Annotated in this window: 34 protein-coding genes; 5 read left to right on the forward strand and 29 right to left on the reverse strand. The window is 43.4% G+C overall.

Annotated features, from left to right (window positions below; genetic code table 11):
• Window positions 1-2 precede the first annotated feature (2 nt).
• Genes nuoK through AC0VYV_RS20935 form a run of 8 tightly spaced genes read right to left on the reverse strand, consistent with a single transcriptional unit; the run spans window position 3 to window position 5,289 of the window.
• Window positions 3-317 carry an NADH-quinone oxidoreductase subunit NuoK gene (nuoK, locus tag AC0VYV_RS20900; protein ID WP_475373071.1) on the reverse strand — a complete coding sequence of 105 codons (315 nt, stop codon included), beginning with the start codon at window positions 315-317 and terminating at the stop codon, window positions 3-5.
• Window positions 314-832, reverse strand: coding sequence for an NADH-quinone oxidoreductase subunit J (locus tag AC0VYV_RS20905; RefSeq protein ID WP_430245320.1), 519 nt, complete (start codon window positions 830-832; stop codon window positions 314-316). Before AC0VYV_RS20905 ends, nuoK begins: the two co-directional genes overlap by 4 nt.
• The gene (nuoI, locus tag AC0VYV_RS20910; protein ID WP_194218398.1) at window positions 829-1,248 is read right to left on the reverse strand and encodes an NADH-quinone oxidoreductase subunit NuoI; all 420 of its coding nucleotides are present in this window, start codon (window positions 1,246-1,248) and stop codon (window positions 829-831) included. Before nuoI ends, AC0VYV_RS20905 begins: the two co-directional genes overlap by 4 nt.
• A 19-nt stretch (window positions 1,249-1,267) precedes the next feature.
• Window positions 1,268-2,275, reverse strand: coding sequence for an NADH-quinone oxidoreductase subunit NuoH (nuoH, locus tag AC0VYV_RS20915; protein ID WP_475373072.1), 1,008 nt, complete (start codon window positions 2,273-2,275; stop codon window positions 1,268-1,270).
• Window positions 2,275-3,375: an NADH-quinone oxidoreductase subunit D gene (locus tag AC0VYV_RS20920; RefSeq protein WP_475373073.1), complete on the reverse strand. Its 1,101-nt coding sequence runs from the start codon at window positions 3,373-3,375 to the stop codon at window positions 2,275-2,277. Before AC0VYV_RS20920 ends, nuoH begins: the two co-directional genes overlap by 1 nt.
• A 2-nt stretch (window positions 3,376-3,377) precedes the next feature.
• Complete coding sequence (locus AC0VYV_RS20925; RefSeq protein ID WP_475373074.1) at window positions 3,378-4,406, reverse strand: NADH-quinone oxidoreductase subunit C; 1,029 nt, start codon at window positions 4,404-4,406, stop codon at window positions 3,378-3,380.
• Window positions 4,403-4,921 (reverse strand): NuoB/complex I 20 kDa subunit family protein, encoded by a 519-nt coding sequence (locus tag AC0VYV_RS20930; protein WP_194218394.1) that lies wholly within the window; start codon window positions 4,919-4,921, stop codon window positions 4,403-4,405. The genes AC0VYV_RS20925 and AC0VYV_RS20930 overlap by 4 nt, the downstream gene beginning before the upstream one ends.
• The gene (locus AC0VYV_RS20935) at window positions 4,912-5,289 is read right to left on the reverse strand and encodes an NADH-quinone oxidoreductase subunit A (protein ID WP_194218393.1); all 378 of its coding nucleotides are present in this window, start codon (window positions 5,287-5,289) and stop codon (window positions 4,912-4,914) included. Before AC0VYV_RS20935 ends, AC0VYV_RS20930 begins: the two co-directional genes overlap by 10 nt.
• A gap of 120 nt (window positions 5,290-5,409) precedes the next feature.
• Here AC0VYV_RS20935 and AC0VYV_RS20940 point away from each other — a divergent pair, with 120 nt between their 5' ends.
• Both AC0VYV_RS20940 and AC0VYV_RS20945 read left to right on the forward strand, forming a co-directional pair.
• Window positions 5,410-5,883 carry a YbgA family protein gene (locus AC0VYV_RS20940; RefSeq protein WP_475368183.1) on the forward strand — a complete coding sequence of 158 codons (474 nt, stop codon included), beginning with the start codon at window positions 5,410-5,412 and terminating at the stop codon, window positions 5,881-5,883.
• Window positions 5,884-5,986: 103 nt separating this feature from the next.
• Window positions 5,987-6,547, forward strand: a complete 561-nt coding sequence (locus AC0VYV_RS20945) for a DUF1697 domain-containing protein (RefSeq protein WP_475368184.1) — start codon at window positions 5,987-5,989, stop codon at window positions 6,545-6,547.
• 57 nt (window positions 6,548-6,604) lie between these two features.
• Here the strand turns inward: AC0VYV_RS20945 and AC0VYV_RS20950 are convergent, their stop codons facing one another.
• The 15 genes from AC0VYV_RS20950 to AC0VYV_RS21020 all read right to left on the reverse strand — a co-directional run bounded on the left by AC0VYV_RS20950 (window position 6,605) and on the right by AC0VYV_RS21020 (window position 18,312).
• Window positions 6,605-7,006 (reverse strand): F0F1 ATP synthase subunit epsilon, encoded by a 402-nt coding sequence (locus AC0VYV_RS20950; RefSeq protein ID WP_194218390.1) that lies wholly within the window; start codon window positions 7,004-7,006, stop codon window positions 6,605-6,607.
• Window positions 7,007-7,108: 102 nt separating this feature from the next.
• Window positions 7,109-8,518 carry a F0F1 ATP synthase subunit beta gene (gene atpD, locus AC0VYV_RS20955; protein ID WP_194218389.1) on the reverse strand — a complete coding sequence of 470 codons (1,410 nt, stop codon included), beginning with the start codon at window positions 8,516-8,518 and terminating at the stop codon, window positions 7,109-7,111.
• 311 nt (window positions 8,519-8,829) lie between these two features.
• The gene (locus AC0VYV_RS20960) at window positions 8,830-9,693 is read right to left on the reverse strand and encodes a F0F1 ATP synthase subunit gamma (RefSeq protein ID WP_194218388.1); all 864 of its coding nucleotides are present in this window, start codon (window positions 9,691-9,693) and stop codon (window positions 8,830-8,832) included.
• A 49-nt stretch (window positions 9,694-9,742) separates the two neighbouring features.
• Window positions 9,743-11,251 carry a F0F1 ATP synthase subunit alpha gene (gene atpA / locus AC0VYV_RS20965; protein WP_194218387.1) on the reverse strand — a complete coding sequence of 503 codons (1,509 nt, stop codon included), beginning with the start codon at window positions 11,249-11,251 and terminating at the stop codon, window positions 9,743-9,745.
• Window positions 11,252-11,270: 19 nt separating this feature from the next.
• Window positions 11,271-11,825, reverse strand: a complete 555-nt coding sequence (locus AC0VYV_RS20970) for a F0F1 ATP synthase subunit delta (RefSeq protein ID WP_194218386.1) — start codon at window positions 11,823-11,825, stop codon at window positions 11,271-11,273.
• The gene (gene atpF, locus AC0VYV_RS20975; RefSeq protein ID WP_194218385.1) at window positions 11,822-12,331 is read right to left on the reverse strand and encodes a F0F1 ATP synthase subunit B; all 510 of its coding nucleotides are present in this window, start codon (window positions 12,329-12,331) and stop codon (window positions 11,822-11,824) included. The genes AC0VYV_RS20970 and atpF overlap by 4 nt, the downstream gene beginning before the upstream one ends.
• Before the next feature lie 106 nt (window positions 12,332-12,437).
• Window positions 12,438-12,650: a F0F1 ATP synthase subunit C gene (atpE, locus tag AC0VYV_RS20980; RefSeq protein ID WP_121681967.1), complete on the reverse strand. Its 213-nt coding sequence runs from the start codon at window positions 12,648-12,650 to the stop codon at window positions 12,438-12,440.
• A gap of 67 nt (window positions 12,651-12,717) precedes the next feature.
• Window positions 12,718-13,428, reverse strand: coding sequence for a F0F1 ATP synthase subunit A (gene atpB / locus AC0VYV_RS20985; protein ID WP_194218384.1), 711 nt, complete (start codon window positions 13,426-13,428; stop codon window positions 12,718-12,720).
• A 19-nt stretch (window positions 13,429-13,447) separates the two neighbouring features.
• On the reverse strand, window positions 13,448-13,816 hold the full coding sequence (locus AC0VYV_RS20990) for an ATP synthase subunit I (RefSeq protein ID WP_194218383.1): 369 nt from the start codon (window positions 13,814-13,816) through the stop codon (window positions 13,448-13,450).
• A complete protein-coding gene (locus tag AC0VYV_RS20995; RefSeq protein ID WP_475366149.1) occupies window positions 13,817-14,047 on the reverse strand; it encodes an AtpZ/AtpI family protein in 231 nt (76 codons plus the stop codon). It lies immediately after the preceding gene.
• A gap of 378 nt (window positions 14,048-14,425) precedes the next feature.
• Window positions 14,426-15,055 carry a uracil phosphoribosyltransferase gene (gene upp / locus AC0VYV_RS21000; RefSeq protein ID WP_159786319.1) on the reverse strand — a complete coding sequence of 210 codons (630 nt, stop codon included), beginning with the start codon at window positions 15,053-15,055 and terminating at the stop codon, window positions 14,426-14,428.
• Window positions 15,056-15,264: 209 nt separating this feature from the next.
• Window positions 15,265-16,512: a serine hydroxymethyltransferase gene (glyA, locus tag AC0VYV_RS21005; RefSeq protein WP_194218381.1), complete on the reverse strand. Its 1,248-nt coding sequence runs from the start codon at window positions 16,510-16,512 to the stop codon at window positions 15,265-15,267.
• Between the two features lie 137 nt (window positions 16,513-16,649).
• Entirely contained in the window at window positions 16,650-17,222 is a 573-nt protein-coding gene (locus AC0VYV_RS21010; RefSeq protein WP_276511787.1) for a TIGR01440 family protein, read from the reverse strand.
• Between the two features lie 14 nt (window positions 17,223-17,236).
• Window positions 17,237-17,680 carry a ribose 5-phosphate isomerase B gene (rpiB, locus tag AC0VYV_RS21015; RefSeq protein ID WP_283153341.1) on the reverse strand — a complete coding sequence of 148 codons (444 nt, stop codon included), beginning with the start codon at window positions 17,678-17,680 and terminating at the stop codon, window positions 17,237-17,239.
• A 2-nt stretch (window positions 17,681-17,682) separates the two neighbouring features.
• On the reverse strand, window positions 17,683-18,312 hold the full coding sequence (locus AC0VYV_RS21020; protein WP_242057271.1) for a low molecular weight protein arginine phosphatase: 630 nt from the start codon (window positions 18,310-18,312) through the stop codon (window positions 17,683-17,685).
• Between the two features lie 154 nt (window positions 18,313-18,466).
• Between AC0VYV_RS21020 and hflK the strand changes: the two genes are divergently transcribed.
• Complete coding sequence (hflK, locus tag AC0VYV_RS21025; protein ID WP_194218378.1) at window positions 18,467-19,432, forward strand: FtsH protease activity modulator HflK; 966 nt, start codon at window positions 18,467-18,469, stop codon at window positions 19,430-19,432.
• Window positions 19,425-20,354 carry a protease modulator HflC gene (gene hflC, locus AC0VYV_RS21030; RefSeq protein WP_194218377.1) on the forward strand — a complete coding sequence of 310 codons (930 nt, stop codon included), beginning with the start codon at window positions 19,425-19,427 and terminating at the stop codon, window positions 20,352-20,354. Before hflK ends, hflC begins: the two co-directional genes overlap by 8 nt.
• 110 nt (window positions 20,355-20,464) lie before the next feature.
• Here hflC and AC0VYV_RS21035 read toward each other — a convergent pair whose 3' ends face one another.
• Complete coding sequence (locus AC0VYV_RS21035) at window positions 20,465-21,022, reverse strand: manganese efflux pump MntP (RefSeq protein ID WP_475366150.1); 558 nt, start codon at window positions 21,020-21,022, stop codon at window positions 20,465-20,467.
• Window positions 21,023-21,165: 143 nt separating this feature from the next.
• On the opposite strand from AC0VYV_RS21035, the gene AC0VYV_RS21040 reads away from it, so the two are divergent.
• Complete coding sequence (locus AC0VYV_RS21040; RefSeq protein ID WP_194218375.1) at window positions 21,166-21,432, forward strand: DUF2533 family protein; 267 nt, start codon at window positions 21,166-21,168, stop codon at window positions 21,430-21,432.
• A gap of 38 nt (window positions 21,433-21,470) precedes the next feature.
• Here the strand turns inward: AC0VYV_RS21040 and AC0VYV_RS21045 are convergent, their stop codons facing one another.
• From AC0VYV_RS21045 to prfA, 5 genes are all read right to left on the reverse strand, one after another.
• Window positions 21,471-22,511 (reverse strand): L-threonylcarbamoyladenylate synthase, encoded by a 1,041-nt coding sequence (locus AC0VYV_RS21045; RefSeq protein WP_475367533.1) that lies wholly within the window; start codon window positions 22,509-22,511, stop codon window positions 21,471-21,473.
• A gap of 188 nt (window positions 22,512-22,699) precedes the next feature.
• Window positions 22,700-23,131: a GNAT family N-acetyltransferase gene (locus AC0VYV_RS21050; protein WP_226615742.1), complete on the reverse strand. Its 432-nt coding sequence runs from the start codon at window positions 23,129-23,131 to the stop codon at window positions 22,700-22,702.
• Between the two features lie 84 nt (window positions 23,132-23,215).
• Window positions 23,216-23,821 carry a stage II sporulation protein R gene (gene spoIIR / locus AC0VYV_RS21055; protein ID WP_194218373.1) on the reverse strand — a complete coding sequence of 202 codons (606 nt, stop codon included), beginning with the start codon at window positions 23,819-23,821 and terminating at the stop codon, window positions 23,216-23,218.
• A 93-nt stretch (window positions 23,822-23,914) separates the two neighbouring features.
• Window positions 23,915-24,763, reverse strand: coding sequence for a peptide chain release factor N(5)-glutamine methyltransferase (gene prmC / locus AC0VYV_RS21060; RefSeq protein WP_475366152.1), 849 nt, complete (start codon window positions 24,761-24,763; stop codon window positions 23,915-23,917).
• Window positions 24,764-24,767: 4 nt separating this feature from the next.
• Entirely contained in the window at window positions 24,768-25,838 is a 1,071-nt protein-coding gene (gene prfA, locus AC0VYV_RS21065) for a peptide chain release factor 1 (protein WP_194218371.1), read from the reverse strand.
• Between the last annotated feature and the right edge of the window lie 58 nt (window positions 25,839-25,896).

Raw genomic sequence — 25,896 nt, forward strand, 5'->3', positions numbered from 1 at the left:
CGCTACTTTTTGAGTGTATTCATTTCATCTACATTGACGGTAGCCCTGTTCCGATAAAGCGCCATAAGAATGGCAAGGCCGACAGCGGCTTCCGCTGCAGCGACTGTAATGGTAAAAAGAGAAAATACCTGACCCCGAATCGAAGCACCTACGCCATATTTTGCAAAAGCTACAAGATTTAAGTTCACTGCATTCAGCATTAACTCGATCGAGATGAGGACGATGACGGCGCTCCGCTTCGTTAACGCCCCGTAGAGACCGATACAAAAAAGAATCAACGCCGTTAATAGAAAAGCCGAAAGCGGGATTGAGCTCATGACTGCTCACCTTCTTTATCATCGGGATCATCTTTCTTTGCAATAATGATTGCTCCGACAAGAGCGACGAGTAGGAGCACAGATACAAGTTCAAATGGAATAACGTAATCTGTGAACAACATCATACCTATTTGCTCCGTATTATTTTCGTGCAAGCTCTCTGCTTGTGGCCCGAGAGAAACAGTACGAATGCCTTTAAAGACGATCAGAAAGAATACGGTGATCCCAGTTAAAACGAGCCCTTTCTTTGCCCAGCTTGTTTTCGTTTCTTCTTCAGAATGTTTCGTCAGCATGATGCCAAATAACATGATGATCGTAATAGCGCCAGAATAAATCAGAACTTGCACAACAGCCACGAATTCTGCTGAAAGCATCACGTAAAGTCCAGCAATGCCGAGAAAAGTTAGCACTAACGCCATCATCATATGAATCACTTTCGTTAGATTAATCATCAGCAAGCCGCCAGTAATCGTCACAAGAAATAGGAAAAGAAAGACGAGCAGCTCTCCGGTCATACTTTATTTTCCTTTCGAAGGTTCGTGTCATTTTCATCGAGCCATTCTAAATTCTTAAAAAGATCATCCCGGCTATATTCGGCAAGCTCGAAATTATTCGTCATAATGATCGCTTCGGTCGGGCATACCTCTGTGCAAAGGTCGCAAAGAATGCAAATTTCGAAGTTAATATCATACGTGTCGATGATTTTTCCTTTCTTGCTTGGGTCTGGATGCTTCTTACCTGATAAGGTGATGCAGTCAGTTGGACATATGGCGACGCATTGATTACAGACAATACACTTTTCAGGATAAAACTTCTGAATGCCACGAAATCGATCTGGTAAGGCTAGTGGCTGATCCGGATAGTTATAGGTTACTTTCTCTTTCGTCATATTTTTGAGGGTGTAAGCTAAACCTTTCGCAAGTCCTCGCATGTTGGGCTTCCTCCCTTATCTAGAATGAACGAATGATTTCAATGACAACGGTCGTTAGAAAAATGTTCAATAGTGCGAGTGGCAATAGTACTTTCCAGCCAAAGGACATGAGTTGATCCGCTCTTAGTCGAGGGAATGTACCGCGAATCCAGATCATCACGAAGACGACTAGGATAAATTTCAGTGCAAACCAGACTGGTCCTGGAATAAAAGATAAGTAAGGAATCGCCTGCCAGCCGCCAAGAAATAGAATCGTCGTTAGCGAAGCCATAGCGAATAAATATACGTATTCTGCAAGCATGAAGAACGCCCAGCGGAAGCCAGAATATTCAACATGATATCCGGCTACGAGCTCGGATTCCGCCTCGGGTAAATCAAACGGCGTACGGTTCAATTCAGCAACAGAAGCGATTAGAAAAATCACAAAGGCGAGCGGTTGCTTAAAAAGAAATGCCACACTCTCCTGCTCGGCAATAATCGTGTTTAAATTAAGCGAACCTGTCAAAAGCACGATGCCGATCACACTCATGACAAGTGGAATTTCATAGGAAATCATTTGAGCCGCTGAGCGCATGCTACCAAGAAGAGCGTACTTATTGTTTGATGCCCATCCACCTGCCAGGATTCCGATCGTAGAAATGCCAGAAATCGCAATATAATAAAGCAAGCCAACGCCAATGTTCGCAAACGAAACCCGTTCTGTTAATGGAAGGGCGGCAATCACAATGAAGGCTGGGGCAAACGCGACAACCGGTGCAATGATAAACAATGGACGATCTGCATCCCTCGGGATGGTATCTTCTTTAAGTAACAGCTTCAGCACATCCGCTACCGTTTGCAGTAAACCGAACCTTCCCCCTACTCTGTTTGGACCATGGCGGAGCTGCATGAAGCCAAGTACTTTTCGCTCTGCCAAAATAGCGTACGTTACAAAACCGAGTACGACCATCAACATCGCAGCACCTACAAGGAAAAATCCAAGTGTCTGCCAGTAGCTCGGTGTAGATCCAAGCATGTCGTTGATCATTACCCATCCACCTCCCCGAGCACAATATCAATACCCCCGAGGATCGCAATCAAGTTCGAGATGTTTTCCCCTTCTAACAACTCAGGTAGTATTTGTAAGTTATAAAAGGAGGGACGGCGGAACTTTAGTCGATAAGGCTCCTTCTTTCCTTTTGATGCGATATAGCACCCGATTTCGCCACGTGGTGATTCAATTCGAACGTAAGTCTCTCCTGCAGGCGGTTTAATAATCCGCGGTACTTTTGCCATAACAGGACCTTCAGTTGGAATTTGCTCTACCGCTTGTTCTACAATCTTCAATGCTTCTTCGATCTCAGCCATGCGACAATGGTAACGCGCTAGCGCATCGCCTTCACGGAAGACTGGAACATCAAATTCAAAGCGGTTATAAAGCGAATACGATTCGTTTTTTCTAAGGTCCCATTTCACACCCGTACACCGAAGGTTCGCCCCACTCAAGGAATACGAAAATGCTTTTTCTTTCGAATAAGCACCTACTCCTTTGATTCTTGCCATAAAAATTTCATTCCCCGTCACAAGATCGTGATAGCCAGCAAGCTGTTCTCTCATATAAGGAACAAAAGCACGAACTTTATCAAGCCATCCATCTGGCGCATCCCACTTCACTCCGCCTACGCGCATATAATTAAAGGTAAGACGACCACCTGAAATTTCGGTTAGTAGGTTAATGATGACTTCTCTCTCTCTGAACGCATATAGAAATGGGCTCATCGCACCAATATCGAGAAGGTATGTTCCGAACCAAACGAGATGACTCGCTACTCGTCCAAGCTCCATGACAATAATGCGAAGATAATCTGCCCGCTCTGGAAGCTCCATTGCCATCATCGTCTCAACGGCATGACAGAGGATGTAATTATTCGTCATCGCAGCCAAATAGTCCATCCGGTCGGTATATGGGATGATCTGCGTATATTGAAGGTTCTCCGCAATTTTTTCTGTTCCCCTGTGCAGATAACCAATAACCGGCTTAGCTTCCTTAATGATTTCTCCATCAATTTTGAGAACAATGCGAAAGACACCATGAGTGCTCGGATGCTGAGGTCCTACATTCAAAAGCATTTCCTCTGTCCGTATCATTGCTACACCTCCACATCATACGGCTCATAATCTTTTCGAAGGGGATGCCCTACCCAGTCATCAGGCATCATAATTCGTGTTAAATTGGGATGCCCTTTAAACACGATGCCAAGTAAATCAAATCCCTCACGTTCGGGCCAGTCCGCCCCTACCCAGAGGGACGTGAGGGAATCAATAACTGGTTCGTCTCGATCTATCTTCACCTTGAGCGCTACGCTCTGGCTGTTCTGATAGGAGTAAAGATGATTGTAAATTTCCATATGCGATTCAAAATCTGTTCCATGTGTTTCTGAAAGATAGTCAAAAGCGAGAAGCTCATTGTGTTTAAGAAATTGGGCGAGCTTCAAGTACGTGTGTTTTTTAGCAACGAGCGTCGGAACGTCTTTTGCAAGACGATTAATATAAGCGTCTTCTAAAAGATCGTCACCAAGATTTTGTTGAATGATGTGAAGATAGCGGTCAAGGACAGGTTGATTCGGTGAAGGGGTCTCTTCTACAGGCTCTTCGTTTTCTTCAGATGCTTTTGCTTTCGCCTTTGCAGCCGCTACTGCTTTCTTTTTTGCTAGATCGGCATCGGTATCCCCATCTTTGCTTATTGCTTCATTCTGCTGCATTTCTTTTTGCTTTTTGATAGCCGCCGCTTTCGCCTTTGCGGCTGCTACTGCTTTCTTTTTCGCTAGATCAGCGGCTCCATCTTCGCTAGTTGTTTCATCCTTCTTCAATTCTTTTTGCTTCTTGAGAGCTGCTGCTTTGGCTTTTGCTGCTGCGACAGCCTTCTTTTTCGCTAACGCTAGGTCGTCTGACTCTTCACTTACTGATTCATTTTTTTCCAGTTCTTTTTTCTTCTTGAGGGCAGCTGCTTTGGCCTTTGCAGCAGCCACTGCTTTTTTCTTCTGAAGCTCTAGGTCGTCTGCAGGTTTCTCAGCTTCAGCAGCCTTCTTTTGTCGTAACTCAGCGGCTTTCCGTTTTGCCTCTTCGACCGCTATCCGCTTTTCTTCTGCTAGCTCTTCAGGTGTTTTGCCATCTGTCATCGATTGGTCACCCGCTTTCCGGTTCGAGCTTCATAGCGAATTTTTTCCTGTAATTTATTAATTCCATAGATAAGTGCTGCTGGATTAGGTGGACATCCAGGTATATATACGTCGACAGGTACGATTTGATCGACCCCTTTGACGACCGCGTAGGAATGAATATAAGGGCCACCAGCTGTGGCACACGAACCCATGGCGATAACCCATTTAGGTTCAGGCATTTGGTCATAGAGACGCTTTAGCACAGGAGCCATTTTCTTCGTTACGGTTCCTGATACAATCATGACATCAGACTGTCTTGGCGATGTTCGAAAAAATGTTCCAAAGCGATCAAGGTCGTAATGGGAAGCCCCTGAACCCATCATTTCAATTGCACAGCATGCGAGACCAAAAGTAAGCGGCCAAAGCGAATTACTCCTGGCCCAGGCCTTTACGTTTTCAAGCGTTGCCAGGAACACATTCTGCTTCATTTCTTCATATTCTTCCGGTGTAATATTCTCTAAATTTATATCCATTTCAGCACCTTCTTTTTCCATGCGTATAGTAAGCCAATTAAGAGCATGACAATAAAGATCATCATTTCGATGAACGCAAAGAAACCAAGCTTTTGATAAGCTACCGCCCACGGATATAAGAAAACGGTTTCGACATCAAATATCACAAAAAGCAGTCCGAATAAATAATAGCGAACGTTATACTGGATCCAGCTTTGGTGAAACGGCTCTATGCCGCTTTCATAGGTTGTTTGTTTCTCAGGTGTTGGTTTTGAAGGACGAAGGAATCTTCCTGCTGTTAGGGCAACAGCTGGAAGGAGAAGGCCAAGTAAAAGAAACATCATTACGAAGAGATAACTATTTTGGTACACGTTAAGCGATTCACCCATTCAGGTCTCTCCTCTCATCGTGCTGTAAAGTTGCTAGTCTTGTATACTAATTCAACATCCCAACTCTTATTCTTGCTTTTATTTGTAAGTTTTTTTAAAATTTCGAACAGAGGTGATCGTATGCCAGACAAAAGAATCAGAACGCTTACAGAGAAACTGTGGGCAAAAAACAAATATACCGTGATGGCAAAGGGATATGAACATTATCAAAAGGTGGGAGAAGCATTAAAAAACGCTCAGTCTCATGAAGAGCTAGTTGATGTTTATGATCTCATCAGTGAAAGCTTAACTCTCCCCTATACTAAAAAAGGTATGCGGACAACACTCCAACATATGTGGGGCTATTTCAAAAAACAGGCAACAAGTGAGGAAAAAGAAGATTTTTTTATAACGTTGAATCTACGAATCACTCCATCATCGCCCCTAACCGATCAAGACATTGAAAGCATTCGTAGCCATCTTGCCGTATTACTTAAAAAGTACCCATCCGATTACTTGTTACAAAGCAGCTTTGTGCAAACGAGCAGGAAGTGGAATGAAGTATATGATCAAAAACAACTAAAAACAATTTCTAGAAATGATTATTCTGAATGAAATAATTGAAATTGTGGAGGATTATCGCTTTAGCACATCGTAATTAAATCATGACTAGTTTCAAATCTGAGGCATATCAAAGTGAATAAAGGGTGGGACAAGAATGACGAGCTATATTGGATTATTAAGAGGGGTTAACGTTGGTGGAAAAAACAAACTAAAGATGGCTGAGTTACGAGATGCCCTGACAAAGGAAGGCTTTCTACATGTGAAAACGTATATACAAAGTGGAAATGTCTTTTTTGATTCAGAAGAATCGGAAGATGGTTCAAGGAGAAGAATGGAACAAATCATCAGCACCGAGTTCGGATTGAAAGTGCCTGTATTAATAAGATCTGCAACAGAGTGGCAAAGCATGATCGAGAGTTGTCCGTTTCACGAGGAACAAATTGCAAAAGCGCAAGAAAAGGCTGTTGGAGAAAGCCTTTATGTAGCTATGTTAGCGGAACCACTCCGGGCAGATGCTAAAGAAAAACTTGTTTCATATGCTTCTGAGAAAGAAGAATGTGAGCTGATCGGAAGAGACGTTTTCCTTCTGTTTCATGATAGTATTCGAAATTCAAAGCTTGCGACCTACTTAACTCGAGTCAATGAGTATGCAACAATTCGAAATTGGAAAACCATTAATAAGATAGCTGACATGCTCCCTAATAATGTAACTTAACACCTATATTTCCGCGAAAAAAAGCACCAGAGGAACGTCTCCTCTGGTGCTTTTTCCTTATTTACCTGCCAAATCCAGGCGGTTGATTGCACGCTTAAGCGCTAGCTCAGCACGCTTGAAATCAACATTATCCTGCTTCGCTTGATTTAAGCGTTCTTCTGCTCGTTCCTTCGCAGCACGTGCACGTTCCACGTCAATATCGGAAGGTAGCTCTGCAGACTCAGCAAGGATCGTTACCTGCTTTGGTCTTACTTCAACAAACCCACCGCTAACGGCCAGTACATGCGTGTCAGCTCCATTTTTGAAGCGAACTGCATTGATTGTAAGAGGGGTAACTAGTGGAATGTGTCCTGGTAAAATTCCTAGCTCACCGCTAGTTCCTTTTACGCTGACCATTTCAGCTTCCCCTTCGTATACCGGGCCGTCAGGGGTGACTACACTGACATCCAATGTATTCATTGTACCCCTCCCTGGGTGTGATCGTAATTAGAAAAGCTGGCTTATCGCCCAAATAGCCAAAAGTGGGAGCGAAGGCCCATAGGTCTCCACCCTACTTTTTATTTACGCCATTTGTTTCGCTTTCTCAACTACTTCTTCAATTGTTCCAACAAGACGGAATGCGTCCTCTGGAATATCATCGTGTTTACCATCAAGGATTTCTTTGAATCCTTTGATCGTTTCTTTAACTGGTACGTAAGAGCCTTTTTGTCCAGTAAACTGTTCAGCTACGTGGAAGTTCTGAGAAAGGAAGAACTGAATGCGACGAGCGCGGGAAACAGTTAGCTTATCTTCGTCAGAAAGCTCATCCATACCAAGGATAGCGATGATATCTTGAAGTTCTTTGTAGCGCTGAAGTGTTTGTTGCACTTCACGCGCAGTATTATAGTGCTCGTCCCCAACGATTTCCGGAGAAAGCGCACGGGAAGTTGAAGCAAGTGGATCCACCGCTGGGTAGATACCTTGCTCAGAAAGTTTACGTTCAAGGTTAGTTGTTGCATCAAGGTGAGCAAACGTCGTTGCCGGAGCCGGGTCAGTATAATCATCGGCTGGTACGTAGATTGCCTGAATTGAAGTAACAGAACCTTTGTTAGTTGAAGTAATACGCTCTTGAAGTTGACCCATCTCAGTAGCAAGTGTAGGCTGGTAACCTACTGCTGATGGCATACGTCCAAGCAATGCCGATACCTCTGAACCAGCTTGTGTAAAGCGGTAGATGTTATCGATAAAGAGAAGAACGTCTTGTCCTTGCTCATCACGGAAGTACTCTGCCATTGTAAGACCTGAAAGGGCAACACGCATACGTGCACCTGGTGGTTCGTTCATCTGACCGAATACCATTGCTGTTTTCTTAATAACGCCAGAATCAGTCATCTCGTAGTAAAGGTCATTACCTTCACGCGTACGTTCACCAACACCTGCGAATACCGAGATACCGCCGTGCTCTTGGGCGATGTTGTTGATCAGTTCCTGGATAAGTACCGTTTTACCTACACCGGCACCACCAAATAGACCGATCTTACCACCTTTAACGTATGGTGCAAGAAGATCTACTACTTTGATTCCTGTTTCAAGGATATCAGTAGTTGTTGAAAGTTCATCAAATACTGGTGCTAGACGATGAATCGGATCGCGGCGAACTTCGCCAAGTTCTTCATTAAGGTCAATTTTCTCACCTAGTACGTTAAATACACGTCCTAGTGTAATATCCCCAACTGGAACGGAGATTGGTGCACCTGTATCTAGAGCATCAACTCCACGTACAAGACCGTCTGTTGAACCCATTGCTACGGTACGAACAGAGTTATCGCCAAGGTGAAGCGCGACTTCAAGCGTCAATTCGATGCTCTCTTCGGCACCAGTTTGAGCGATATAGTTAACTTTAAGGGCGTTGTAGATTTCTGGAAGCTTTCCGCTCTCAAACTTAACGTCTACAACCGGACCCATAACCTGGGTAATGTATCCCTTGTTCATCCTGTTCCCTCCTAACTTGCTTTAAGCTGCCTTTGAAAGTAAGTCTTTCAAATAGCATTTATGGTTTATCGTAGTATTGTCCAGCTACACGAGCCAAATCCTCCGGCTGTTTCACCCATTCGATTGAGACATAAACCGTCTCATTCTCATGGCTTCCAACAACCTGCGGATTTAAACGGGCTCGTTCCGCTTTTCGTCTGTCCAGCTACAGTGGCCAGGCCCTCGAGTCGCTTCACCTTTTCGATTGAACACAAAGTGCGTGTTCATTCCAAAAGCCTCCAGCGCTTGTCGGGCCTAAACGGCCACTTCCGCTATTCTAACGCTGCCGCTCCACTTACAATCTCAGTAAGTTCCTGAGTGATTGAAGCCTGACGAGCACGGTTGTAAGAAAGTGTAAGATCGCCGATAAGATCGTCCGCATTGTCCGTCGCACTTCTCATCGCTGTCATACGAGATGCATGCTCGGCTGCTTTCGCATCAAGAAGCGCTCCGTAGATCAAGCTTTCGGCATATTGAGGAAGTAGTACTTCAAGAATTTCTTCTTCAGATGGCTCATACTCATAGCTTGCGAGTGATTTGCCTTCGCCCGTCTCAATATCCGTTAACGGAAGAAGTTTCTTCTCCGTTAAATCCTGCTGAATGGCACTTACATAGTGGTTGTAATAAAGATAAAGCTCATCGAAAGCTCCGTCTTCAAACATACCTACTGTTCGAGATGCAATATCCTTAATGTCTGCGAAGGCAGGCTGATCTGAAAGACCAACAATGCTTTCTACGACAGGCATTCCGCGCTTTTTAAAGAAGGAAAGTCCTACTTTACCAGCTACGATAATTGCGTACTCATCTGTAGAGTTGTGACGCTCATTAATTGTTCTATACACATGACGTAGTACCGAGCTATTGTACGCTCCAGCAAGTCCACGGTCTGATGTGATAACCACATAGCCCGTTTTCTTCACTTCACGGCTTTCTAGCATCGGATGACGTACGCCACTTGATCCATTTGCAATGCTTCCGACAACCTCTTGAATTTTCTCCATGTATGGAACGAATGACTTCGCATTCATTTCAGCACGGTTCAATTTCGCAGCGGAAACCATCTGCATCGCTTTTGTAATCTGCTTTGTTTTCTTAGTCGACGTAATTCTCGACTTAATATCGCGTAAAGATGCCACTCATTTCACCACCTTTTAAGCTGGCCACGGCGTTTCCGCCGCATCCCTCTTATTCAGATACTGCGAAGCTCTTTTTGAATTCTTCGATTGCACCGTTGAATTCTTTTTCATCAGGAAGAGCTTTTGTTTCACGAATTGTATTGAAAATGTCTTTCTTATTGTGTTCGATCCATGTCATCATTTCAGATTCAAAACGCTGAATGTCGCCAACTGGGATATCATCAAGGAATCCACGAGTTAGTGCGTAAAGAATAGCAACTTGCTTCTCAACTGCAAGTGGCTTGTTTAGTCCTTGCTTTAGAACTTCAACCGTACGAGCACCACGGTTCAGCTTCGCTTGAGTTGCTTTATCAAGGTCAGATCCGAACTGAGCGAATGCTTCTAGCTCACGGTATGATGCAAGGTCAAGACGTAGTGTACCCGCAACCTTCTTCATCGCTTTAATCTGAGCGGAACCACCTACACGGGATACAGAAAGACCGGCGTTAACCGCTGGACGTACACCCGAGAAGAAGAGATCAGATTGAAGGAAGATCTGTCCATCTGTGATGGAGATTACGTTAGTTGGGATATAAGCTGATACGTCACCAGCTTGTGTTTCGATAAACGGAAGGGCAGTTAGTGAACCTGCTCCTTTTGCATCACTAAGCTTCGCTGCACGCTCAAGAAGACGTGAGTGAAGATAGAATACATCCCCTGGATATGCTTCACGACCTGGAGGACGACGAAGTAGTAGGGAAAGTTCACGGTAAGCAGAAGCCTGCTTTGTTAAGTCATCGTATACAACAAGAACGTGCTTGCCGTTATACATGAATTCTTCACCCATTGTTACACCAGCATATGGTGCTAGGAAAAGAAGCGGAGATGGCTGAGATGCACCAGCTGTTACAACGATTGTGTAATCAAGGGCACCCTGCTTACGAAGCGTTTCAACAACGCCACGTACCGTAGATTCTTTCTGACCAATCGCAACGTAGATACAAATCATATCTTCGTCTTTTTGGTTCAAAATTGTATCGATCGCAATTGAAGTCTTACCAGTCTGACGGTCACCGATGATAAGCTCACGCTGTCCGCGTCCGATTGGAATAAGAGAGTCAATTGCTTTGATTCCTGTTTGAAGTGGCTCATGTACTGATTTACGATCCATAACCCCTGGTGCTGGGCTTTCGATCGGACGAGTTTTTGTTGTTCCAAGTGGGCCCTGTCCATCAACAGGTTGTCCAAGTGGGTTTACAACACGGCCAAGAAGCTCTTCACCGACTGGAACTTCCATGATGCGTCCAGTACGACGTACTTCATCGCCTTCACGAATTTCAGTGTATGGTCCAAGGATAATGATACCAACGTTGCTCTCCTCTAGGTTCTGAGCCATACCCATAACACCGTTTGAAAATTCAACAAGCTCTCCTGCCATCACGTTATCGAGACCGTGGGCACGAGCAATACCATCACCAATTTGGATAACGGTACCAACATCATCAACTTTAACATCAGTTTGATAATTTGCGATTTGCTGCTTGATCAGCGCACTGATTTCTTCAGCATTGATGCTCATGCATATTCACCCCTATCTTCTAGCTCTTCGCTGAAACTAATTCTCGTTCCATGCGTTTAAGTTTTCCGCTAATGCTACCGTCAAAGATGCGATTGCCAATACGTACTTTAATACCACCGATTAAAGTAGGATCGATCACATTCTCGATCAGAAGCGTTGTTTTGCCTACTCGTTTCGCAAATACTGCAGAGACCTTCATCTGCTCCTCTTCCGTTAGAGGCTTCACAGAATAAACTTTCGCTGCCGCTTTTTGCTGCTGCTCATAAGTAAATCTTTCAAATTGACTAACAAGATCAAAAACGATTGCAACACGCTTTCGTTCGATCAATGTAAGAAGCGTATTCATAACAGGTGCTGATAGAGAAGATCCAAAGCTTGTTTGGATAAGCTCTTTCTTCTGTGCTTCTGTAAATTTCGGATGTTCAAACACGTTCATTAGGTTCGGTGTTTGATGAAAAACATCCTTTACTACGACAAGCTCATTCTTGACTTGCTCGACGTTATCGTTCTCACGAGCGATGTCAAAAAGAGCACCGGCATAACGCTTTGCGATTACTTCAAGATCTCTACTCATTTCTGATCGCCTGCCTGATCAAGGTACTCATCGATCAGCTGCTTTTGAGCGCGCTCATCCAGTTCCTTCTCGACAACTTTTGAAGCGATCATAACGGATAGTGATGCAACCTGCTCACGTAGAGAGGCAACTGCACTTTCACGCTCACGCTTGATTTCAGCAGTAGCTGCTTCTTTCAAACGCTCAGACTCAATACGAGCCGCTTCGATCAATTCCTGACCTTTTTGGTCAGCCATTTGCTTTTGGTTCTCAAGCATAGCTTTTGCTTCCTGACGAACACGCTTCATTTCGTCGCGCTGCTCATTCAAGAATGCTTCCGCTTCTTTGCGGTTCTTCTCAGCCGCATCAATTTCGTTCGCAACGTGCTGCTCACGCTCTTTCATGATGCCCATAAGAGGTCCCCATGCAAACTTCTTTAATAATGCAAGAAGCACTAAAAATGCAAAAAGTTGGAAAATAATATCTCCTGCAGCAAATCCTGCTCCTAGAATTAAACTATTGAACACCGTGTTCACTCCCTTCAGAGGTCATACAAAACGAATGGCGAAGGTTTCATTTCGAAACTTTCTCCGCCATCATGAAACGATCCAAAATTACTATAAAGTTCTTAAATTATTGACCTAGTACGATGAAGGCAATAACAACACCGATGATCGGCAATGCTTCAACTAGTGCGATACCGATGAACATTGTTGTTTGAAGAGTTCCGCGAAGTTCTGGTTGACGAGCGATTCCCTCTACTGTACGTCCTACGATAAGACCGTTACCAATACCGGCACCTACTGCCGCTAAACCTACTGCAATTGCAGCTGCAATTAAACCCATGCTAAACTTCCTCCTTATAATTCATAAAATAGTTTTTTATATAATGAAAACTCATTGATACCTTTTTTTAATGGTCATCTGCCACTTTGTGTGCCATGTAAACCATCGTTAGCATTGTAAAGATAAACGCTTGAATTGTACCGACAAAGATACTGAATCCTTGCCATGCGAGCATAGGAAGAAAGGCTCCAAGCGCTCCAGCGAATGATGCTCCACCAAGTCCTGCGAGAAGTCCAAGCAGAATTTCACCGGCGTAAATGTTTCCGTAAAGACGTAGACCAAGTGTTAATGTATTGGAGAATTCCTCAATTAACTTAAACGGGAATAAGAATTTAAGAGGACTGAAAAATCCTTTTCCATATTCCTTAGGTCCTTTCATTTTCACACCGTAATAGTGTGTAAGAACCACGACCATCGTTGCTAGTGTTAGCGTGATTGTCGGATCTGCAGTTGGAGACTTCCACCAGAGTTCTGAATCGACTGCAATGGCGAATGGAAGACCAAGCATATTTGATACAAAAATGTACATGAGTAGCGTCATCCCAAGAAACAGGAAGCGCCCACCGGTTTTCCAGTCCATCGTACTTCCAATAAGTCCTTTAACAAAGTCCATCACCCACTCAATGAAGTTCTGCAATCCCGTAGGACGCATTGCTAACGAGCGAGTTGCTACAACAGCAAGGATAAATACAATAGCAGAAGCAATTGTAATCATAAGAACATTGGAAAGATTGAAAGTAAGTCCTAGAAAGTCATGTGTAGGTGCATGATGTTCCAACAGCTTTTCACCTCTCTTCCTACTTAAAGCGTATTTTGGATATTGAATCTATGAGAATGATAATGTAGGTGATCATTAACCCAATTACCACACCTAGCAAGCTGAAGTGTTCCGGATATCTTGTTGCAATTGCAACGGCTAGTCCAGCAACGGCCAGTCTCGTTAAAAAACCGAGTGACTTTGCCTTCTTACCCTCTGCAGCCGCTTCACCAAGACGATTAATCTTTCGGAACATATTGAATAGGTTGTAAATACTGAAAATAGTGCCAAGAATTAACCCGAGGAATAATGCTTTATATGAGGTAATTCCCCAACCCATCACGAAAATGGCGAGCAAATACAGGGTGAGTTGCATGTAACGGCGGAAACTTTGAGTATATTCTGTCATCTAATCTTCCCCTGTAAACTTATGTAGAAGACGAACCAATCCATAAATCCCTCCGCCCAAACCGAGCAAAAGGCCAATAATAAGAAAAAGTGGAAAGGTGTCGAATAGGCTGTCCATCCACTTGCCTAGGAACACCCCAGTAAGGATCGATCCAACTAGATAAGATAGAATGGTTGTATAGAGTGCCATCGCCTTCAAATCAAGCGCCCCTTTGCTATAAAGGTGAGTCATTGAAAAGCATATTTTGAGCAAATGAAAACCTTATCACTATACCCTTTGTAAGTCTACAATAGGGTGTACTTGATGTCAATGCGTTTAGGGGAAATGGTGTGATCAAATTCACAAATAGAAAAACACTCAAAAAACCCAGTAATACCAAGGATAGTAACGCTTACACGAGCAGAGATGTGTTATTTAGACGAAACAGGGAATCATTCCCTATTAAATACAGCGGAATTTGTCACCTTTTTTTCACATTTGTCGTCATCCGCACATTATTTCACCGATTCATTGAACCATTCTTGACCTTTCAGACACTCCTCTTAAATCGTGTTTCCTTACTTCCAATCAAAAAACCCCTTCCGTTTAGGGAAGAGGTTTTGGAATCCTTTATTTCGTTCCGTATAAGCGGTCTCCTGCATCACCAAGACCTGGAACAATGTATCCTTTTTCGTTTAGCTTCTCATCAAGACCAGCAATGTAAATATCAACGTCAGGGTGAGCTTCGTTCAGAAGTTCCACGCCTTCAGGTGCTGCGATCAGACACATCATTTTGATGTTTTTAGCTCCGCGCTTTTTAAGGGAGTTGATGGCTTCAACAGCTGAACCGCCTGTTGCAAGCATTGGGTCGATCACGATAAATTCGCGCTCTTCAATGTCAGCAGGAAGTTTCACGTAGTATTCTACAGGCTGAAGCGTTTCAGGGTCGCGATATAGCCCTACGTGTCCAACTTTTGCAGCTGGGATTAGTTTCAGAATGCCGTCTGTCATGCCAAGACCGGCTCTTAGAATTGGAACAAGTCCAAGCTTCTTACCAGAGAGAACTTTTGATTTCGCTTCTGTTACAGGTGTTTTCACCATCACTTCTTCAGTCGGAAGTTCTCTTGTAATTTCATAAGCCATAAGTGCTGCCACTTCGTCTACAAGTTCACGGAACTCCTTCGTTCCTGTTTTCTCATCACGAATGTATGTAAGCTTATGCTGAATCAACGGATGATCGAACACGTATACTTTACCCATCGTATGCACTCCCCTTTTCGTTTTGGTTTCGTTCCTAAATCTTCTTCGCAATTCTACATAAAAACACGGTTTGATTCAAGGCTTTATAAGATGATGAAATATTCACGCTCTTCCTATTAAGTTAGCAAGACTCTTTCTTGGTGTCGATTCGTCGTTTTTTCTCTATAAAAACGCCGGAAGTTCATAGGCTCCCGGCGTGTACATCTATATTAGTAGGAAATACTTTCGTACATTGGAAATTTATCCGTAAGTTCCTGAACACGTTTCTCTGCTTTTTGAAGCTCGTCTTCGTTCTCATGATGCTTCAATACGTCACCAATAATACTAGCGATTTCTTCCATCTCTGCTTCACCAAAGCCGCGTGAGGTAACAGCTGCTGTTCCAATACGGAGACCGCTCGTTACGAAAGGACTTTGTGGATCAAAAGGAATCGTATTCTTGTTTGTTGTAATCCCGATATCATCAAGTGCTTTTTCAGCTACTTTCCCTGTCATATCAAGACTCTGTAGATCTAGAAGAACAAGGTGATTATCGGTACCATTAGAAACAAGATTAATCCCCTCTTTTTCAAGTGCTGAAGCGAGTTTCTTCGCATTCGCAATCACTTTTTCGGAGTAAGTTTTAAACTCTTCAGAAAGTGCTTCACCAAATGCTACGGCTTTCGCTGCAATCACATGCATCAACGGACCGCCTTGAATTCCTGGGAAAATAGACTTATCAATTTTCTTCGCGAATTCTTCTTTACAAAGAATCATTCCTCCACGAGGTCCACGAAGGGTTTTATGTGTTGTTGTTGTAACGAAATGAGCATGTGGTACAGGGTTTGGATGATGACCTGTCGCCACAAGACCAGCGATATGAGCCATGTCGACCATAAGGTAAGCATCCACTTCATCCGCAATTTCACGGAAACGTTTGAAATCAATTTCGCGTGGATAAGCACTTGCACCTGCTACAATTAATTTCGGACGATGGGTTTTGGCTTTCTCAAGAACGTCATCATAGTCAATACGCTGTGATTCTTTATCTACACCATACTCGACGAAGTTATATTGCACGCCACTGAAATTAACAGGGCTTCCGTGTGTAAGATGGCCACCATGAGAAAGGTTCATTCCGAGAACAGTATCTCCCTGCTCAAGAATCGTGAAATAAACAGCCATGTTCGCCTGTGCCCCTGAGTGAGGTTGAACATTCACATGCTCCGCGCCAAAGAGCTGCTTCGCACGGTCTCTTGCAATATTTTCAGCGACATCGACATATTCACAGCCACCATAGTAACGACGACCGGGATAGCCTTCCGCGTACTTGTTCGTTAGTACTGATCCTTGCGCCTCCATAACGGCTTCTGATACAAAATTCTCTGATGCGATAAGTTCAATCTTGCTGCGCTGTCTACCAAGCTCGTCTTTCATTGCCTGTAAAAGTTCTTGATCCTGCTTTGCTAGGTTTTGCATTGATATCCCCTTTCCATCCCACACATATTTCCATTCGTCAACACGAACAGTTGTGATGCAATCTCGATTGCATTGTACCACAGAAGTTTGGATCCGTATATTACTTAAACGAACTAATTTATTGTTCGGTTTTGAGGCTAAAAGCAATGCTCATTTTTCCCAAGATATGAGGCGCGTTCTCCCCCAATGAGCTTCGGTCTTGAGCGAACCATTGTTAAGTGAGCTTCACCTATTGACGTGTGCCTACCTCGAACTGGTACTGCCACATGCCTGATGTGCATACCAATAAACGTATCGCCAATATCGATTCCTGCGTCCGCTGAAATAAACTCAACGAGAACTGGATCATTCATTTGAGCATAAGCATGCGTCGCCATCGAACCGCCTGCTCTCGCAGTCGGGATAGCCGCTACAATTTCATAACCCTTGTCATAAGCCGTTTCTCGCTCAACGACAAGCGCTCGATTTAAATGCTCACAACATTGAAAAGCAAGCTGAACACCTGTTTCTTTTTGAAACACATCAATACTTTCATAAATAGCCTCCGCTGCCGAAACGGTCCCAGCAGTCCCAATGCGCTGACCGATCACTTCGCTAGAGCTCATCCCAATGACGAGCAAGTGACGATCTGTCAGACGGGCATCTTTCTGAAGGTCTGAGAGCGCTTCAAGCGTATGCCGAGTAATTTGACGCGCTGTTTGTTCATCCACAGGTAACGCCCCCCTTATTCTTTTACTTCGTATTCTGTAATTTTGCCGACTCTTCTAGCATGGCGTCCTGCTTCATAGTCGGTTTCAAGCCAGACCTTGGCAATCTCCGTGGCAAGGCCAGGGCCAATGATACGTTCGCCCATCGCAAGAACATTGGAATCGTTGTGTAGTCTAGTCGCTTTCGCACTAAAAAGATCATGTACGAGCGCACATCGGATACCATTGACTTTATTTGCTGCAATCGACATTCCAATCCCTGTTCCGCAAATCAATATGCCGCGATCCGCTTCTCCTGAAGCTACTTTTTCTGCGACAGGAATCGCATAATCGGGGTAGTCCACGGAATCGTGACAATCACACCCAAGATCGATGACCTCCATACCAAGCTCCTGAATTACTTTGATGATGTCACCCTTAATGTTAACGCCCGCATGATCTGCACCTATGGCTACTTTCATTCTTACCCCTCCATGTCTTCTTGACGGATCCGTTCCATCATTTGCTCAATCGCTGTCTCAATTTCTGTATAAGTTGTTCGATACTGTTCTATTGTACCGCCAAATGGATCGGATATATCCATTGAAGGCAAACCTTGTTCAAGCGCTTGCAATTCTCCAAGATCTTTTTTCATTTCCGCTTCGAATTGATTGCGCTTCTGCTGTTCATCTTCTCCTGTAACGTTTTGAATCTCATGATGAAAAGCCGCTCGCTTCATTTCAATCTCAGCCGCTTTCTCTTGATAAGAATCGTATTTCTTCTCATCTTCTGTTGCTGCATATTCTTTTAATGTATAAACCTTATCAGCTAGCTCTGGAAAATCACGAAGTACAAGTGCTTTGTGACTACTAGTCATCGTAAGAAGGAGATCGCTCCATTCTGCTAACTGTCGATCTAGCATTTTTGCCGTATGGGCAAATGGAACATTTTTCTCTTCTAGAAGTATTTCAACCTGACGACTCGCAGGAGCACCGTTCGCTGCAAAAACACCTGCTGATTTCGCTTCAACTTCTTTGCTTTTATTTTTTAGAATCACTTCCGCCATTGGACTGCGGCATGTGTTACCTGTGCATACAAATAAAACTCTCACCATGTCCACTTCCCTTCTCCTCCTATTATGAGAGATGAAGGGGGATAAATCCACCCTCTATCGCCCAACCGTTATTGTGAAAAAATATGGGAATTACGAAACCTTTTTGTTATCTGCACGTAATACTTGTTATAAGAAAATCGAGGGGGGAAGTTAGATGTCACAAAGAAAAATTGTCATCCTGTCAGGTGCGGTTGTTCTATTTCTTATCCTGGGGGTCATTCTAGTTACAAGCTGGTATACAGTGGATGAATCAGAGCAAGCTGTCATTATGACATTTGGGAAAGTAGATGAAGAAATAAGCGAGGCTGGTCTTCATTTTAAACTGCCATGGCCGATCCAACAGGTGGATATTTTACCAAGAGAGACGTTCAGCTTAACGTTTGGATATGATGAGGAAGATGGAGAAATTGTGGATTTTCCAGAGGAAACAAAAATGGTAACTGGAGATGAAAACATCGTACTCGCCGACCTGGTTGTGCAATGGCGAATTACGAATCCTAAACAATATTTGTACTACTCTGATGAACCGAAAGAAATTCTCTATAATGCTACATCCGCTTCATTAAGAGGTGTGATCGGTAGCTCAGAAATAGACGAAGCCCTTACGTCAGGTAAAGCGGAAATCGAAGGAAATGTTCGCGATATTCTCACCCAATTAATTGATCGTTACGAAATAGGAATTTCCATTCTTGATGTGAAGCTTCAAGACGTTGAACTGCCAAATGATGAAGTACGTAAAGCGTTCACAAACGTCGTCGATGCCCGTGAACAAAAAGAAACGACAATCTACGGTGCGAAGAAATACAAAAACCAGGAGCTCAATGTTGTAGAAGGTCAAAAGGATGCTCGTATTTCGAAAGCTGAGGGTGAAAAGGCTCAGCGAATCGAGCAAGCCCGTGGTGACGTTGCTACCTTCAATGCTCTTTATAATGAATATAAAACCAATCCTGATATTACAAGACAGCGCCTTGTGTTAGAGACGTTAGAAGAAGTTCTTCCTGATACGAAAATTTACATTACCGACGAAGGTGGAGACACCGTCAAATACTTACCGATTCAGCCAGCAAAAGAAAAAACAGCTGAAACCCCAAAGCCAAAGGAGAGTGAAAAGAATGAGTGAGAACGTTTTTAATATGGATGAACACCGGCGTAAGATGAGTCCTAGAAAAATTGTAAAAACCGCAATACTTATCGTTCTCCTTCTCATTATGATTGGCGGGCTTTTCAGCACACTATTTGTTGTAAAGGAAGGCGAGTACAAGGTCATTCGTCAATTTGGTGACGTCGTTAAAATCGAAACAGAACCCGGACTAAAATTTAAAGTACCGTTCATTCAGTCAGTTACGACGCTACCAAAGTATCAAATGCTTTACGATGTCAATCCAGAGGAAATTACAACGAAAGATAAAAAGAGGATGACTGTGGATAACTACGCCGTTTGGTCTGTCAGCGATCCACAAGATATGATCACTAATGCACGAACAATTGAAAATGCCGAAGCGAAAATGGGTGAATTTATTTTCTCAGTCATCCGATCTGAGCTCGGTCAGCTTGAATATGAGGAAATCATAAACGAAGAGAAATCTAACCGTGGTAGCTTCAACGATAACGTTCGGGAGCGAGTAAATGAACTCCTCGATCGCGATGCGTACGGCATTCAGGTAACGGATGTGCGCATGAAGCGCACCGACCTCCCTGACGCAAACGAACAGTCCGTTTTCCAGCGAATGATTTCAGAGCGTGAATCCAAAGCACAGGAGTATTTATCTCAAGGTGACGCGGATTCCGATCGAATCAAGGCGGAAACAGATAAAGAGGTCGATACCATAATTGCTAAAGCAGATGCCGATGCGGAAGAAATTCGCGCAGAGGGAGAATCTGAAGCGGCTAAAATCTACAACAAAGCATTTAGTAAAGATCCTGAATTCTACGAGCTTTATCGCACGCTTGAGTCGTATAAAACGACTTTGAACGACGAAACAGTGATCATGCTCCCAGCAAACTCTCCTTATGCGAGGCTTTTACAGGGGATAACGGAGTAATTCAGCTTATCTTAAGCTTCAGGGAGGGTGTCCGCAAGTACCTTAGCCTTCCCTGGAGCTTTTTATTGGCTGAAATTTGGATTTATTGGCCAAACACACTTAACTGCACATTACAAAATCAAAAGCTTCAGCCCAAACCCAAATAGTATGCAACCGCCGAGAAGTTCGCTGTACGAGCCGATCCAGCTCTGAAATTTCCGACCCATCATTAAGCCTGACCACGTTAAGAGCATGCTAATAAGCCCAAATAATAAGATCGTGATAACCACTCTTGCACCGTAAATGCCAAGACTTAGCCCAACGGAAAAGCTATCAAGACTAACGCTTAAAGAAAAAATAAGTAAACCAAACCCCACTGGAGTGACAAATGGTTTATCGCTCGATGAAAGTGATGATAGTCCCATTTGAATACCTAGTAAAAGCAATAGACCGCCGCCGATCATTGTTGCAATCGTGCCAAAATGCTCGGAAAGCACGCGCCCGATGATCATGCCGGCAAGTGGCATCCCCATATGAAATAGTCCGATCACAACGCCGATTTTGGCAATTTGGCGAAGCCGGAGCGGGATCATACCCATGCCTAGTCCAACTGAAAAAGCATCCATGCCGAGAGCAAATGCCATTATACTTAACGTTGCGAGCTCACCAATTAATGCAGTGGAAAACATTTCATCTCCTCCCGGGACGTGCTATTCAACTTTTATGCACGTCCTCTTGAAAATAGAAGGGAAAGGAGGAATAATAGGTTAAGAAGGGCTCGTTAAGGGTAATGTTCTAGTATGGAATGAGCCGAAATGGAGGAACTAATTAGATGAGCGTTCACAAAGGTATTTCAAATCAGCTTAATGAAAAAAATCGTGAAATTAAATTGTTTATTCAGTTAGATAAAGAGCGCGAAGCAGCGATTGCTCATGCTGTTGAACAATGTGAAGCGAACAAATCTTATACAACTGAACGGATCAATGAACTTTCACTTCAAATTAATGAACTTGCTAAACAAGGAAGTATCCCTACACGAACTTACGTAACAACGAAAATGGTAGAAGAGTTTGTGGAAAAGAAACGCAATAATAATTAGCCTCGATGAAAAAACCCGCTCAAATGAGCGGGTTTTTACTATTCTTTCATCACACGATTGTTTGCAGCTTTTGATAGCCGGTTCATAACCGCTGCTCCTACTCCCTCATGTGTGAATATTTCGCTATAAATTTCATCCACATCGGATTCATCGAACTGCCTCAATACATCATAAAGACGATTCGCTACAGAAATAAGGTCATCTCTTGATCCACATGGAATGATGATATCTGCTTGATATAATGACTTTGATTCCTCTGTTGCGAGGATGCCTATTTTCAATCCTTCTGCTCTACGCTTGTCCACGATCGTTTGCAAATGCTTTTCTGAGCCATCCACAAGCGTAACAGGAGCTGTCGGTGCATAGTGTTTGTACTTTACACCAGGAGACTTTGGCTTTTGGCCATCATCACTTAATGCTGGATCAACCTTCACTTCGCCGACCACTTCTTCTAACTGCTCCTTCGTGACACCACCTGGACGGAGAATTGTCACGACATCTCCAGAACAGTCCACAACAGTAGACTCAAGACCAACACCAGTTGACCCTCCATCCACAATGCCAGCGATCCTTCCGCTCAAATCATGAATGACATGATCGGCTGACGTCGGACTTGGTTTGCCTGATAGATTCGCGCTTGGCGCTGCAAGAGGTAAGTTCGCAGCTTTTAATATGGCCAGTGCTACAGGGTGATTTGGCATGCGAATGGCTACCGTATCGAGTCCTGCTGTTACATTTCTAGCCACACTCTGTCCACCAGGTAAAACAATTGTTAGAGGTCCCGGCCAAAATGCATTCATCAGATCATCCGCTTGCTTCGGAATACTCGTTACTAACTTTTCCACATGTGGACGAGAGGCAACGTGCACAATAAGCGGATTATCTGCAGGTCGTCCCTTCGCTTGGAAAATTTTTGCGACGGCTTCTTCAGATAAAGCATTCCCACCAAGCCCATAGACCGTCTCAGTAGGAAAAGCAACGACTTCATTTTGTTTTAAACATTCTGCTGCTTCCGCAATTTGTGGATAACTTTTTTCGCTATCCACATTTTCATCCACATACCAAACATTTGTGTGGATACCTTCCATGTTATACACCTTCTTATATCATAAATACTAATAAGCCCGGTTATTTCGGGGAGATATGTGATCTTTCCACAGGATTCTACACGATTCGTAAAAACGCTTCCTTCGTCTTATTACGCTAATATCCACATTGTGTGGATAAGGAATGCTTATTTTGTGTATAACCTTGTTGATGAGATCCCCTACGTTAACCGTTTTCTCATAATCACTCGCTGATCTGAATGATTTGTAAATAACTCATTTGTCTTCAACGTTGTTGGGATATTTTCTACAGGAATTGTCGAGAAACCGAAAACTTGAAAGAAAAAGGATTCTTCTTTTGACGTAAGGTATAACTCGTCCAATTGGTTTTTCTTCGCCAATTGAATCACCTGATCAAAGAAACGTAGCAAACGCTCTGAGGTGGATTCGGAGCTGTTTAAGACGAGAGCTCTAAGTAAACCTGCATTACCAAACGTTTCAAGGGCAATGACACCGAATAGCTCCTTCTCTTCTGATTCTGCGATAAGGAAGGACTCAATCTTAGGTAGCCCGTCCACTTCGAGTCCAGAGCGTTTCACAAAATCCCAAACTGCGGCGACATCTTCAGTAGTTGCTTTTCTAACTAGAAACAATTGAATCTTCCTCCTTCAAATTCTTTTTTGAGCACAATACCGTTCTGTTATGGTCTTATGCTTTGAAGGAGGAAAATAGACCTTTTAACTGAAAATCCCTTTAAACCATTCAACAATCGTATCAATAATTTTGACGAGGAAGAATTCAACTTCTACTTCTTCAGATGGTTCTTCCACTACATCACTTTCAGCTTGGACGGCATCACCATTTGAGAAATCAAGAAAGCAAAGCGGTGGAAACAATACGCACCACCAGTTATCCCCAAGTCCTTCCCCAATCGTAATGAGCACAGCTTCATAATCACCTGCTGGATACACGAAGTCGCCATAAAGCTTCGTTGGAAAAGCCACTTCTCCGAACGTAACGGAAAAAGATTCACGACTACCGATCATTTCTAATTGCTTGCTTACGATGGCTTCAATCTCGGCTAGACGACTTTTAATCACATGACGAGATTCTTCAATAGAAGTTAGATCAGCAACCCATTCATTAATCGATTCATTGACTTCATCACGAATGCTGCGTTTCACGGTTTGATCTTCATTGCTATTGCTATTGGCTAAAATGCGAAGACGAATCGCTTCGTCTGGAATAACCTGTTGATTTGCTGTTACTATTCCCGAACTCTGGAGACTTGAAGCAAGAATAAAAAATGAGATTAATAGATTAATAAGTCCTCTTTGATTCATCTTGTATCCCGTCCCTTCTAGCTCTCATTCTGGCCAGAATCGAACGTTTTAAACGTAGAACTCTTCACCAGAATGCGAGTAGAATCGACAGGGTTATTTTACAACACCAAATACCATCCGTTCTTTCCCACTAATATCTTTCACAACTTCCACTTCAATGTCCTCACCAAAAGAGGATTCAAGCATTGTAGCAACGGTTCTCGCCTGCTTTTCTCCTACTTCAAATCCAATTAATCCTGGAGACGAGATCAAACTAGGGAGACCTTCCGCAAGTCTTCGATAAAGCTCATATCCATCTTCTCCTCCAACGAGTGCCTGAATAGGTTCATGATCTCGAACCAACGGGTCAAGAGTTGCGTATTCTTCTTCAGAAATATACGGAGGATTTGAGACAACGATATCAAGCTTACGTCCTGCTAACGGCTGAAGTAGATCGCCATGAAGAAACGAGATTGGCGCCTTAAGCTGTCGCGCATTTTCCTTCGCAACTTCTAGAGCATCTTCAGAAATATCGACCGCAGTGACTTCTCGATTTTGAAGTTCAAGCGCTAGACTAATTGCAATTGCCCCACTTCCCGTTCCAATGTCAGCAATCGTTGCCTTTGTCGGATCAAGAAATAGCTTCTTCGCTCTTGTAAGGATGCCTTCCACAAGCTCTTCTGTTTCAGGTCTTGGAACGAGAACATGATGGTTGACCCGATACGTTCTACCATAGAACTCTTCCTTTTCGACAATGTGCTGAACAGGAATGCCGCTTGCATGCTCCTGGATTTTTGCTTCAAAACTTTCATAATCAGGCATTTCGTCTTGCATTCGAAGGAGCAATTCCGTTCTTGTTACATTTAACTCATGCTTAATCAGCCATTCAGCTGCTGACGCTTCACGTCCATGCTTCTCTAAAAAAGAAGAAGCCCATTTAAGGGCTTCGAATACAGTCTTCATAAGGTCACTCTCCAGCTTCTGCCATTAAGCGCGTTTGCTCTTCTGTAATTAGCGCATCAATGAACTCATCAAGCTTCCCTTGAAGAATCTGGTCAAGTTTCTGAATCGTTAAGTTAATTCTATGATCCGTCACGCGGTTTTGAGGGAAGTTATACGTACGGATTCGTTCAGAACGGTCGCCCGTTCCAACAGCGGATTTACGGTTATCGTCATACTCTTTCTGTGCTTCTTGTTGGAACTTATCATACACACGAGCACGAAGAACCTTCATCGCTTTTTCTTTGTTCTTAATTTGTGACTTCTCATCCTGACACGATACAACAACACCTGTTGGCGTATGGGTTAAGCGAACAGCTGACATCGTTGTATTAACACTTTGTCCACCTGGTCCACTTGAAGTAAATGTATCAACACGAATGTCTTTGTCATGGATTTCAACTTCCACTTCTTCCGCTTCAGGAAGCACGGCTACTGTGGCCGTAGACGTGTGAATACGTCCACCTGATTCTGTTGAAGGAACACGCTGCACTCGGTGTGCGCCGTTTTCATACTTCATTTTGGAATATGCGCCGGCACCGTTGATCATAAAGATAATTTCTTTATAACCACCTAGTTCTGTTGAACTATATTCGATGACTTCAGACTTCCAACCTTGCATTTCAGCAAAGCGGCTGTACATTTTGTACAAGTCACCAGCAAATAATGCGGCTTCGTCTCCACCCGCTGCTCCTCGAACTTCGATAATTACGTTCTTCTCATCGTTCGGATCTTTAGGAAGAAGTAGCACTCGTAAGCGCTCTGCATACTCTTCTTCTTGTGGTGTAAGCTCTGAAAGCTCTGCCTTCACCATTTCACGCATTTCTGCATCTTTTTCTTCCTCAAGCATCGCCTTCGCGTCTTGAATGCCTTCGAGAATTTCCTTATATTCACGATACACCTGAACGGTTTCCTCAAGGCTAGCTTGCTCTTTGGAATATTCGCGGAGTTTCGTCGTGTCATTAATGACTTCTGGATCACTCAACAACTGATTTAACTTATCATAACGTTCTTCTACAATTTCTAAACGGTCTAACAAGATCTTTCACCTCGTTTTCGTTGCATAACATTCTAATTATAGTATAGGACATTTCGCC

The sequence above is a fragment of the Anaerobacillus sp. QJM3NY_17 genome, from assembly GCF_056173665.1.